The 12,709-nt window shown below is 60.3% G+C and carries 6 protein-coding genes; 5 read left to right on the forward strand and 1 reads right to left on the reverse strand.

Features of this window, described 5'->3' with window-relative positions:
* The first annotated feature begins 644 nt into the window (after nt 1-644).
* From rpoB to J4E08_RS18030, 3 genes are all read left to right on the forward strand, one after another.
* Nucleotides 645-4,787: a DNA-directed RNA polymerase subunit beta gene (rpoB, locus tag J4E08_RS18020; protein ID WP_183966622.1), complete on the forward strand. Its 4,143-nt coding sequence runs from the start codon at nt 645-647 to the stop codon at nt 4,785-4,787.
* 78 nt (nt 4,788-4,865) lie between these two features.
* The gene (rpoC, locus tag J4E08_RS18025; protein ID WP_349539688.1) at nt 4,866-9,113 is read left to right on the forward strand and encodes a DNA-directed RNA polymerase subunit beta'; all 4,248 of its coding nucleotides are present in this window, start codon (nt 4,866-4,868) and stop codon (nt 9,111-9,113) included.
* A gap of 143 nt (nt 9,114-9,256) precedes the next feature.
* Nucleotides 9,257-10,477 (forward strand): PQQ-dependent sugar dehydrogenase, encoded by a 1,221-nt coding sequence (locus J4E08_RS18030; RefSeq protein WP_349539689.1) that lies wholly within the window; start codon nt 9,257-9,259, stop codon nt 10,475-10,477.
* Here J4E08_RS18030 and J4E08_RS18035 read toward each other — a convergent pair.
* Nucleotides 10,474-11,280, reverse strand: a complete 807-nt coding sequence (locus J4E08_RS18035) for a putative rhamnosyl transferase (protein ID WP_349539690.1) — start codon at nt 11,278-11,280, stop codon at nt 10,474-10,476. The two genes, J4E08_RS18030 and J4E08_RS18035, sit on opposite strands and share 4 nt — an antisense overlap.
* Before the next feature lie 430 nt (nt 11,281-11,710).
* Here J4E08_RS18035 and rpsL point away from each other — a divergent pair, with 430 nt between their 5' ends.
* Together rpsL and rpsG are read left to right on the forward strand one after the other, a co-directional pair.
* The gene (rpsL, locus tag J4E08_RS18040; RefSeq protein WP_005862801.1) at nt 11,711-12,082 is read left to right on the forward strand and encodes a 30S ribosomal protein S12; all 372 of its coding nucleotides are present in this window, start codon (nt 11,711-11,713) and stop codon (nt 12,080-12,082) included.
* Between the two features lie 24 nt (nt 12,083-12,106).
* Nucleotides 12,107-12,577 carry a 30S ribosomal protein S7 gene (gene rpsG, locus J4E08_RS18045; RefSeq protein WP_183966628.1) on the forward strand — a complete coding sequence of 157 codons (471 nt, stop codon included), beginning with the start codon at nt 12,107-12,109 and terminating at the stop codon, nt 12,575-12,577.
* The last annotated feature ends 132 nt before the right edge of the window (nt 12,578-12,709 follow it).

Genomic DNA, 12,709 nt, shown 5'->3' on the forward strand with positions numbered 1-12,709 from the left:
TTTGGACAGGCCGCGCGGTAGGCGGGGCGGGAATATCGGCACGGTACACCAGTTCCCCGCCGCCAGCGACTACGTCATCCTTGCGCAAAATTAGGTAAGGCCAGGTTTCCATGCCTTTCAGGCCTAAGACGTTCTGATTATGCGTCCTTCTGAATGGAATTTGTGCCCTCGGACTATTTTGTCGGAAAAATTAACCATACAAGCCTGCCAGCTTGACCATCGCGGCGGTTTTTGTCATTCTGGCGAGGCGCTGATTTACGCAAACCTCTGCGAGGGGTATTGCGTTCGCGTCATTCACATAATATTCGGAAGTCTCTTGCGGGGTCGTGCGATTCGATCCCGTCGACGCGCGTTCCGGACATGAGGTGGCTCACTACACGTTGAAATCAAGACGACAGCCCCTGAAACCGGACATCGCCCACACATCCGGACATTGGCAAACCTGAACCACAGACACCCGTCTTGGCAAGCCCCGTGCACAACGCGTGCGGAGTTTTCCAAGGCAGGAAACCCTGGTCGAGTGGCGCGCGGTGGGACGCGTGCCGAGAATGGACCTGTTTCATGCCGTCACTGACGTGAACCGACGCTGTGCCCCCGGCAGCGTATAGGTTCGGGCAGAGAAAAATCGAAAGGGTGCTCCCCTCATGGCGCAAAGTTTCCTCGGTCAGAAACGCCTTCGCCGCTATTACGGCAAGATCCGCGAAGTTCTTGAAATGCCGAACCTCATCGAGGTTCAGAAATCCAGCTACAAGCTGTTCCTCGATTCCGGTGATCAGCCCCAGCCGCTTGACGGCGAGGGGATCAAAGGCGTCTTTCAATCGGTTTTCCCGATCAAAGACTTCAACGAGACCGCCGTTCTCGAATTCGTCAACTACGAGCTTGAAAAGCCGAAGTACGACGTCGAGGAATGCATGCAGCGTGACATGACCTACAGCGCTCCGCTGAAGGTCACTTTGCGTTTGATCGTGTTCGATATCGACGAAGATACCGGCGCGAAATCCGTCAAGGACATCAAGGAACAGGACGTCTTCATGGGCGACATGCCCTTGATGACAAAGAACGGCACGTTCATCGTCAACGGCACCGAGCGGGTCATCGTTTCCCAGATGCACCGGTCGCCCGGCGTGTTCTTTGACCACGACAAGGGCAAAACGCACTCCTCGGGCAAGCTGCTGTTCGCCTGCCGTATCATTCCGTACCGTGGTTCCTGGCTCGACTTCGAATTCGACGCCAAGGACATCGTGTTCGCCCGTATTGACCGTCGCCGCAAATTGCCGGTCACGACGCTTCTGTACGCGCTTGGTCTCGACCAGGAAGCGATCATGGACGCCTATTACAACACGGTCGATTTCGAATATCGCCGTGGCGAAGGCTGGGCGACCCGGTTCTTCCCCGAGCGTGTGCGCGGCACCCGCCCGACGTTCGATCTTGTGGACGCCGACAGCGGCGAGATCATTGCCGAAGCCGGCAAGAAGGTCACCCCGCGCGCCGTGAAGAAGCTGATCGACGAAGGCAACGTCAGCAAGTTGCTGGTGCCTTTCGAGCACATCGTCGGCAAGTTCGTGTCCAAGGACATCATCAACGAAGAGACCGGCGCGATCTACGTCGAGGCTGGCGATGAGCTGACCTGGACAATTGATAAGGACGGCGAAGTCTCCGGCGGTACGCTCAAGGAGCTGCTGGACGCAGGCATCACCGAGATCCCGGTTCTGGACATCGACAACATCAATGTCGGTCCCTACATGCGCAACACCATGGCGCAGGACAAGAACATGGGCCGCGACACCGCGCTGCTCGACATCTACCGCGTCATGCGCCCGGGCGAGCCGCCCACCGTCGACGCTGCGTCGAATCTGTTCGACACGCTGTTCTTTGACGGCGAGCGTTACGACCTGTCCGCCGTTGGCCGTGTGAAGATGAACATGCGTCTGGCACTCGAAAAGCCCGACACCCAGCGCACGCTGGACCGTGACGATATCGTCAAGTGCATCAAGGCGCTGGTCGATCTGCGTGACGGACGTGGCGACATCGACGACATCGACCACCTCGGCAACCGTCGTGTGCGCTCCGTTGGCGAACTGATGGAAAACCAGTACCGTGTTGGCCTGCTCCGCATGGAGCGCGCGATCAAGGAACGCATGTCTTCGGTCGAAATCGACACGGTGATGCCGCAGGATCTGATCAACGCCAAACCGGCGGCTGCGGCTGTTCGCGAATTCTTTGGCTCCTCGCAGCTGTCGCAGTTCATGGACCAGACCAACCCGCTGTCCGAAGTGACGCACAAGCGTCGCCTCTCGGCGCTTGGACCTGGCGGTCTGACCCGCGAACGTGCCGGCTTTGAGGTGCGCGACGTGCACCCGACGCACTACGGTCGTATGTGCCCGATTGAGACGCCGGAAGGCCCGAACATCGGTCTGATCAACTCGCTGGCGACCTTTGCCCGCGTGAACAAGTATGGCTTCATCGAGACCCCGTATCGCGTGGTCAAGGACCGTCAGGTCACCGACGAAGTGCACTACATGTCCGCGACGGAGGAAATGCGTCACACCGTGGCGCAGGCCAACGCGCAGCTGGACGAAAACGGCCGCTTTACCGCGGACCTCGTGTCGACCCGGAAATCCGGTGACTACACGCTTGCTCCGTCGGAAACCGTCGACCTGATCGACGTTTCGCCGAAGCAGTTGGTCTCCGTGGCGGCTTCGCTGATCCCCTTCCTTGAAAACGACGACGCCAACCGCGCTCTCATGGGCTCGAACATGCAACGTCAGGCGGTTCCGACCCTGCGCGCAGAAGCGCCGCTGATCGGCACTGGCATCGAAGAAGTGGTGGCGCGTGACTCCGGCGCGGCCGTCATGGCAAAGCGTGCGGGCATCATCGACCAGGTCGATGCGCAGCGTATCGTGATCCGTGCGACCGAAGACCTCGAACTGGGGGACGCGGGCGTCGACATTTACCGTATGCGCAAGTTCCAGCGGTCCAACCAGAACACCTGTATCAACCAGAAGCCTCTGGTGAAGGTGGGCGACACGGTGCGCAAGGCCGAGGTTATTGCTGACGGTCCGTCCACCGACATCGGTGAACTGGCTCTGGGCAAGAACGTCATCGTCGCCTTCATGCCGTGGAACGGTTACAACTACGAAGACTCGATCCTGATCTCCGAGCGGATCTCCAAGGACGACGTGTTTACCTCCATCCACATCGAAGAATTCGAAGTGGCGGCGCGCGACACCAAGCTTGGCCCGGAAGAGATCACCCGCGACATTCCCAACGTTGGTGAAGAAGCGCTGCGCAACCTCGACGAGGCGGGCATCGTGTACATCGGCGCGGACGTGGAGCCGGGCGATATCCTCGTGGGTAAGATCACGCCCAAGGGCGAAAGCCCGATGACCCCGGAAGAAAAGCTGCTGCGCGCCATCTTTGGCGAAAAGGCATCTGACGTGCGCGACACCTCGTTGCGTGTGAAGCCGGGCGACTACGGTACTGTTGTCGAAGTGCGTGTCTTCAACCGTCACGGCGTCGAAAAAGACGAACGTGCGCTGCAGATCGAACGCGAAGAGATCGAAGCGCTGGCCCGTGACCGGGACGACGAGATGGCGATCCTGGACCGGAACATCTATGCGCGCCTGCGCTCGATGGTCGAAGGCAAGGTGGCCGTCAAAGGTCCGCGTGGCGTGAAGTCGAACTCCACAGTCGATGCGGAGCTTCTCGAAAGCCTGCCGCGCAGCCTGTGGTGGCAGCTTGCCCTTGCGGAAGAAGACGACGCCAAGCACGTCGAGGCGCTGCACGAGCAGTACGAAATCCAGAAGCGTGCGTTGGACGCCCGTTTCGAGGACAAAGTCGAGAAAGTGCGCCGCGGCGACGATCTGCCCCCGGGCGTGATGAAGATGGTCAAAGTCTTCATCGCCGTGAAGCGCAAGCTTCAGCCGGGCGACAAGATGGCCGGTCGTCACGGGAACAAGGGTGTTGTGTCGCGCGTGGTTCCGCAGGAGGACATGCCGTTCCTTGCGGATGGTACGCCGGTCGACTTCTGTCTGAACCCGCTGGGCGTTCCGTCGCGTATGAACGTCGGTCAGATCCTCGAAACCCACATGGGTTGGGCGTCTCGTGCGCTGGGGATCCAGGTCGACGAGGCTCTGCAGGAGTACAAGCGTTCGGGCGATATGACCCCGGTGCGTGACGCCCTGAAGATCGTCTACGGCGACGAAGTCTATGCAGAAGGCTTTGCCGACGCGGATCAGGACGACCTGCTGGAAATGGCGGGCAACGTGACACGTGGTGTGCCGATCGCAACGCCGGTCTTTGACGGTGCGAAAGAGGCAGATGTGGACGACGCGCTGCGGCGTGCTGGTTTCGACACAAGCGGCCAGTCCCGCCTGTTCGACGGCCGCACCGGCGAAGAGTTCTCGCGCAAGGTGACAGTGGGTATGAAGTACCTGCTCAAGCTGCATCACCTGGTCGACGACAAGATCCACGCCCGCTCCACCGGGCCGTACTCCCTCGTCACGCAGCAGCCGCTGGGTGGTAAGGCGCAGTTCGGTGGTCAGCGCTTCGGTGAGATGGAAGTCTGGGCTCTGGAAGCTTACGGCGCCGCCTACACTCTGCAGGAGATGCTGACGGTGAAGTCGGATGACGTGGCGGGCCGGACGAAGGTCTACGAGTCGATCGTCAAGGGTGAGGACAACTTCGAAGCCGGCGTGCCGGAATCGTTCAACGTTCTCGTCAAGGAGGTCCGCGGCCTGGGCCTCAACATGGAACTCCTGGATGCGGAGGAGGAAGACGCAGAGTGACGCCAGTCACCCGTGTCTTCGGCGGGGCGCGATCTGCGCCCCCTCCCAACCGCTTCTCTCTGAATTTGTGAGGAACACATGAACCAGGAACTGACCAACAACCCGTTCAATCCGGTGGCCCCGGTCAAGACCTTTGACGAGATCAAGGTGTCGCTGGCGAGCCCGGAACGGATCCTTTCATGGTCCTTCGGCGAAATCAAAAAGCCGGAAACCATCAACTACCGTACGTTCAAGCCTGAGCGGGACGGCCTGTTCTGCGCGCGCATCTTTGGTCCGATCAAGGACTACGAATGCCTGTGCGGCAAATACAAGCGCATGAAATACCGCGGCGTTGTCTGCGAAAAGTGCGGTGTCGAAGTCACGCTGCAGAAGGTCCGCCGCGAGCGCATGGGCCACATTGAGCTGGCCGCGCCTTGCGCTCACATCTGGTTCCTCAAGTCGCTGCCCTCGCGCATCGGCCTGATGCTGGACATGACGCTGCGCGACCTCGAGCGCGTTCTGTACTTTGAAAACTACGTGGTGATCGAGCCTGGCCTGACCGACCTGACCTACGGCCAGATGCTGAACGAAGAGGAATTCCTCGACGCGCAGGATCAATACGGCATGGACGCCTTCACGGCGAACATCGGTGCCGAGGCCATCCGCGAGATGCTGGCCGCCATCGACCTCGAGTCCGAGGCAGAGAACCTGCGCGCGGACCTCAAGGAAGCCACGGGCGAGCTGAAGCCCAAGAAGATCATCAAGCGTCTGAAGGTCGTGGAATCCTTCCTGGAATCCGGCAACCGTCCGGAGTGGATGATCCTCACCGTCATCCCGGTCATTCCGCCGGAACTGCGCCCGCTGGTGCCGCTGGATGGTGGTCGTTTCGCGACCTCCGACCTGAACGACCTGTACCGCCGCGTGATCAACCGGAACAACCGCCTGAAGCGTCTGATCGAACTGCGCGCGCCTGACATCATCGTCCGCAACGAAAAGCGGATGCTGCAGGAATCCGTCGACGCCCTGTTCGACAACGGCCGTCGTGGCCGCGTCATCACCGGTGCCAACAAGCGCCCGTTGAAGTCGCTGTCCGACATGCTGAAGGGTAAGCAGGGTCGCTTCCGTCAGAACCTTTTGGGCAAGCGCGTCGACTTCTCCGGCCGTTCGGTCATCGTGACCGGCCCCGAGCTGAAGCTGCACCAGTGCGGTCTGCCCAAGAAGATGGCGCTCGAACTGTTCAAGCCGTTCATCTATTCGCGACTGGAGGCCAAAGGCCTGTCCAGCACCGTGAAGCAGGCGAAAAAGCTCGTGGAAAAAGAGCGCCCCGAAGTCTGGGACATCCTCGACGAGGTTATTCGCGAGCACCCGGTTTTGCTGAACCGCGCGCCCACGCTGCACCGTCTGGGCATCCAGGCGTTCGAACCCACATTGATCGAAGGCAAGGCCATCCAGCTGCACCCGCTGGTCTGTTCGGCGTTCAACGCGGACTTTGACGGCGACCAGATGGCTGTGCACGTTCCGCTGTCCCTTGAGGCACAGCTCGAAGCGCGCGTCCTGATGATGTCGACGAACAACGTCCTGTCGCCGGCCAACGGCAACCCGATCATCGTTCCGTCGCAGGATATGATCTTGGGCCTGTACTACGTCACCATTGCCCGCGAAGGCATGAAGGGCGAAGGCATGGTCTTCTCCTCCCCGGAGGAAGTTGAACACGCGCTGACGTCTGGCGAGGTGCACTTGCACGCCAACATCAAGTGCCGCGTCAAGCAGATTGACGAGAACGGCCTTGAGGTCTGGCAGCGGTTCGACACCACGCCCGGTCGTGTGCGTCTTGGCGGCTTGCTGCCGCTGAACACCAAGGCGCCGTTCGATCTGGTGAACCGTCTCCTGCGCAAGGGCGACGTGCAGACCGTCATCGACACTGTCTACCGTTACTGCGGTCAGAAAGAGTCCGTGATCTTCTGTGACCAGATCATGCGCATCGGCTTTACCGAAGCGTTCAAGGCCGGCATCTCGTTCGGCAAGGACGACATGGTCATCCCGGACAACAAGTGGGAACTGGTCGAGGAAACACGCGATCAGGTGAAGGACTTTGAACAGCAGTACATGGACGGCCTGATCACCCAGGGCGAAAAGTACAACAAAGTTGTCGACGCCTGGTCGAAGTGTAACGACAAGGTCACCGAAGCCATGATGGGCACGATCTCCGCCAAGCGTTACAACGACGCCGGTCAGGAAGAAGAGCCCAACTCGGTTTACATGATGGCCCACTCCAAGGCCCGTGGTTCTGTTACGCAGATGAAACAGCTGGGCGCGATGCGCGGCCTGATGGCGAAGCCGAACGGCGACATCATCGAAACGCCGATCATCTCGAACTTCAAAGAAGGTCTGACCGTTCTCGAGTACTTCAACTCGACCCACGGCGCACGGAAAGGTCTGTCGGACACCGCTCTGAAAACAGCGAACTCCGGTTATCTGACCCGTCGTCTGGTGGACGTGGCGCAGGACTGCATCATTCGCATGAATGACTGTGGCACGGACATGTCGATCACTGCCGTTGCGGCCGTGAACGATGGTGAAGTCGTCGCAACGCTGGGCGAACGCATTCTGGGCCGTACCGCGGCCGAGGAGCTGAAGCACCCGCTGACCGGGGACATCATGGTGCGCCATGGCGAACTGATCGACGAACGCACCGCGGATTTGGTCGAAGAGTCCGGTCTTCAGACGGCGCGCATCCGCTCGCCGCTGACCTGTGAAGCCGAAGAAGGCGTTTGCGCGACCTGCTACGGTCGTGACCTTGCACGCGGTACGAAGGTGAACACCGGCGAAGCCGTGGGCATCATCGCGGCGCAGTCGATCGGTGAGCCCGGCACGCAGCTGACCATGCGGACATTCCACATGGGCGGCGTTGCGCAGGGTTCGTCGCGGTCCTTCCTTGAGGCCTCGCAGAACGGTAAGATCCAGTTCGTCCTGCCCAGCGTTCTTGAGAACGCAGCTGGCGAAATGATCGTCATGAACCGCAACATGCAGGTCATGATCGTCAACGACCAGGGTGAGGAAATCGCATCCCACAAAGTGGGTTACGGCTCCAAGCTGTATGTCAAAGACGGTCAGGACATCGGTCGCGGCGACAAGCTGTTCGAATGGGACCCCTATACTCTGCCGATCATCGCAGAGAAGGACGGTGTCGCGAAGCACATCGACCTCGTGAACGGCCTGGCCGTGCGCGAAGAGACCGACGATGCGACAGGTATGACCCAGAAGATCGTGGTCGACTGGCGTGCCGCGCCGAAGGGCAACGAGCTGAAGCCGGAAATCATCCTGCAGGATGACGACGGTGAGCCGGTGCGCAACGAGCAAGGCAACCCGATCACCTACACCATGTCCGTGGACGCGATCCTGTCGTGTGAAGACGGTCAAACGGTGAAGGCGGGTGACGTTGTTGCGCGTATTCCGCGCGAAGGCGCAAAGACGAAGGACATCACCGGTGGTCTGCCGCGTGTGGCCGAACTCTTTGAAGCACGTCGTCCCAAAGATCACGCGATCATCGCGGAGATCGACGGCTACGTGCGCTTTGGCAAGGACTACAAGAACAAGCGTCGCATCTCGATCGAGCCGCAGGACGAAAGCCTCGAGCCGCGGGAATACATGATCCCGAAAGGCAAGCACATCCCGGTGGCTGAAGGCGACTTCATCCAGAAGGGTGACTACATCATGGACGGCAACCCGGCGCCGCATGACATCCTCTCCATCATGGGGATCGAAGCGCTGGCGAACTACATGATCGACGAGGTGCAGGACGTCTATCGACTGCAGGGCGTGAAGATCAACGACAAGCACATCGAGGTGATCGTTCGCCAGATGCTGCAAAAGTGGGAGATCCTCGACAGCGGCGATACAACCCTGCTGAAGGGCGAGCACGTCGACAAGATGGAGTTCGACGAGGCCAACGCGAAGTCCGAGAAGAAAAATGGGCGTCCCGCAAAGGGCGAACCGATCCTGCTCGGCATCACGAAGGCGTCATTGCAGACCCGTTCGTTCATCTCTGCGGCGTCGTTCCAGGAAACGACCCGCGTGCTGACCGAAGCGTCCGTACAGGGCAAGAAGGACACGCTGATCGGTCTCAAGGAGAACGTGATCGTGGGCCGTCTGATCCCGGCGGGCACCGGTGGGGCAACCCAGCAGCTTCGTCGTGTGGCGTCGGATCGCGACAACGTCGTGGTCGAGGCGCGCCGCGAGGAGGCCGAAGCGGCCGCCGCTCTGGCTGCTCCCTCCGCGGTGGACGAGCCGACCAGCGGCGATGCGTTCGATACGCTGACCGTGGAGACGCCGGAAAGCCGCGATTGATCGCGCGCTGACCAACCGATCCTGACATCAAAAGGGGCCTCCGCCAGCGCGGGGGCCCTTTTTCCATTGGGATCACGAAACCGTCAGGGATGGAGCGCGCTCTGCTTCCATGCGTTGTGGACCCATAAAACAGGGAGAACACAATGAAACGTATCGCTTCGACACTGACAGCCTTGGCCGCATTGGCCGCCACGCCCGCCGCAGCACAAACCCATGAATGGGGGACGAAGAACGCCGAGTTCGAACCGGCCTTCGAAAACCAGACCCGCGCGCCTTTGGTCGCATCAGACTACAGCTACACGACACAGACCATAGCTGATGGTCTTGTTCACCCTTGGGCCGTGGAGGCGCTTCCCGATGATGGTGGCCTGCTGATCACCGAACGCCCGGGCCGGCTGCGTGTGCTTCAGATGGACGGCACCCTGTCTGACCCAATCGCGGGTCTGCCAGAAATCTTCAATGAAGCGCCCGGCGGTGGAAACACGCAGGCCGGACTTCTGGACGTGAAAGTCGGGCCCACCTTCGCCGAAGATCGTTGGATCTATTTCACTTATTCCAAGGGAACGGGCGATGGCATGTCTGTCACCGCCGCAGCGCGCGGCAAGCTGTCCGAGGACATGACCGAGCTGACCGAAGTTTCAGACATCTTCGTCCAGGACCCGCCCAGCCCTGTGGCCATGCACTACGGCAGCCGTATCGTTTTTGACGGCGCCGACCATGCCTTCATCACCACGGGGGAGCACTCCAGCCAGGCGGAGCGCGTCAAATCGCAGGATCTGTCCACCACCTACGGCAAGGTCATCCGCGTTGCGCTGGACGGCTCTACACCGGACGACAATCCTTTTGTCGGGCAGGAGGATGCCGTGGATACCATCTGGTCCTACGGGCACCGCAATGTCCAAGGCGCAGCGATGCGCGGAGATCAGCTGTTTACGCTTGAGCATGGTCCCGCTGGCGGTGACGAAATCAACATCACCGAGGCGGGCAAGAACTACGGTTGGCCGGTGATCTCTTACGGGATCAATTACAGCGGCACCCAAGTGGGGGAAGGTATCGCGGTCCAGGAGGGCATGGAACAGCCCGACTATTACTGGGACCCGGTGATCGCACCCGGTGACATGTCTTTTTACCAGGGTGAGATGTTCCCGGAGTGGGACGGCGACTTGCTGGTTGCCGCTCTTGTTGCGCCGGGCATCGTCCGTCTTGGGTGGGACGGCGACAAGGTCGCAGAGGAGGAGCGCCTGCTGACACAATTTGGTCGCGTGCGCGACGTGGAGATCCTCGATGACGGGTCATTCATCCTCGCCACCGACTACGAGAATGGCGAGATCATCCTTGTGACCAAGTCGGACAGCGACAGCTAAGTCCCGGCAAACACACGGCGGACATGATCCGCATCAATGGCGAAGCGGTCCAGCAGGTCTGCTTCGCCGTCTTGATTCAGGCGGGGCAGGGGCATCGGTTTGACATGCTTTTTCTGCCGGGAGTCATTGTGATCGTTGTGGCCACGCAGATACATGACTTCATCGGTGAAGGTCAGACAGGGCATGTATTCCATTAGCTTGCGATGGCCGAAGTTCATGATCGTTTGCCGCACACCCGCCTGAACATATGTGGCCTGTGCCACGCCCCAGAACGGCGTGATCTGAACCTCCCCGCTGATACCATTCGCGTCAGGTCGCGCGACATAGCCACGGTTCCAGTCAAAGCCGACCATCCGATGTTGATTTAGCAGCGGTCCTACGTCCGCAGCCGCCTTGCGCAGCCGTTCAACGAAGGTGATCGCCACGGCATCGTCGTCATCATGCCTGAACTGAAGGCAGGGTTGATCCATTTTGCGCGCGGAATTGATGACACGCTGGCATACTTTCCGATGCGGCCCCGACGGGCGGGCGGCCACCACCGCCTGTGGGACATCTGCGATCAAGTCCCGCAGGCGACCGACCCACGGCTCTGGCAGGTTCTCTCCGATCAGGATGACGAAGGTGAAGTCCGGGTCGGTCTGCGCTCGAATCGAGGGCAGGCAGATGGTCTCGAAATGCCGCAGACGTTCTTCCATGCGGGCGGGTGCGTAAAGATAGGTCAAACGCTCTTCCATGGTCGCGTGTTCGACCTGAAAGCCGCCCTCGGCAGGATAGGAGAAGCGACAAAAACCAATGACTTGCATATCCACGCCCATCCGTGACATCTGCGTTCACAGTGGCAGCGTGCCAAGTTTGTGTCCAGTCAGAGGTCGGCGCAAGGCAGGGTGAACACGCCTCTTGCGGACCCGCGACATGCTACGGCGGGCAGAGCTGTTGACAGCCGCTGCGACTCTGCGTATACGCCCGCTAATCCGTTGCGCCCGGGACCCCTCAGGCGCATCGTTTTCATGACGAGATTGCGCTCAAGACCGCGGGCGATGCAAGCCCCGGTCCTCTGGAACGCCCCCGCGTAGGCCCTCCGGTAAGGGGTCTGATGCGGACCAAAAGTCGTTTGTGCCACGGTCATCGACCCGGTTGCAGATGCGCCCATCACCGGCCGCCCCGCGGGGAAGGCCCGACCTGAACCGCCGGTCCGACCGGCACGATTGAGAGAAGCACGGGGAAACCGTCCACATGCCCACGATCCAACAGCTGATCCGCAAACCGCGTCAGCCCAAAGTCAAGCGTTCCAAGTCCCAGCACCTGGAGCAATGCCCCCAGAAGCGTGGCGTCTGCACACGCGTCTACACCACCACCCCGAAAAAGCCGAACTCCGCTATGCGGAAAGTTGCGAAGGTTCGCCTGACCAACGGTTACGAGGTGATCTCCTACATCCCCGGTGAAAGCCACAACCTTCAGGAGCACTCCGTGGTTCTGATCCGTGGCGGTCGTGTAAAAGACCTTCCGGGTGTGCGTTACCACATCCTGCGCGGTGTTCTGGATACCCAGGGCGTCAAGGACCGGAAGCAGCGTCGCTCCAAGTATGGCGCGAAGCGTCCCAAGTAAGCACACCAGGAATAGGATACAGATATGTCCCGTCGTCACGCCGCTGAAAAACGCGAAGTCCTGCCCGACGCCAAGTATGGCGATCGTGTGCTGACAAAGTTCATGAACAACCTGATGTACGATGGTAAGAAATCCGTCGCAGAACGCATCGTCTATGGCGCACTCGACCGTGTCGAAGCCAAGGTGAAGCGCGCTCCGGTTGAAATCTTCCACGAAGCGCTGGAAAACATCAAACCGTCCGTCGAAGTGCGTTCGCGCCGCGTCGGTGGTGCCACCTACCAGGTGCCCGTCGAAGTGCGCCCGGAGCGCCGTGAAGCGCTGGCAATCCGCTGGCTCATCACTGCCTCGCGCAACCGCAACGAAAACACCATGGAAGAGCGTCTGGCCGGTGAACTGATCGATGCCGTTCAGTCCCGTGGTTCCGCTGTCAAAAAGCGCGAAGACACTCACAAGATGGCCGACGCCAACAAAGCGTTCAGCCACTACCGCTGGTAATCACCAGTCGGGCGGCCGGGATCGCTTGGCCGCCTGATCGCATTCAGGCCACACTTAGGCGCGAAAGCGCCCTTTGTGCTGTCTGACGCGATGCTCTGCTTGAACATATCCGACGCGAGGGTTAATCGCCCG

This window comes from Sagittula sp. NFXS13, from assembly GCF_040148795.1.
In the GTDB taxonomy this organism is placed as follows: domain Bacteria; phylum Pseudomonadota; class Alphaproteobacteria; order Rhodobacterales; family Rhodobacteraceae; genus Sagittula; species Sagittula marina.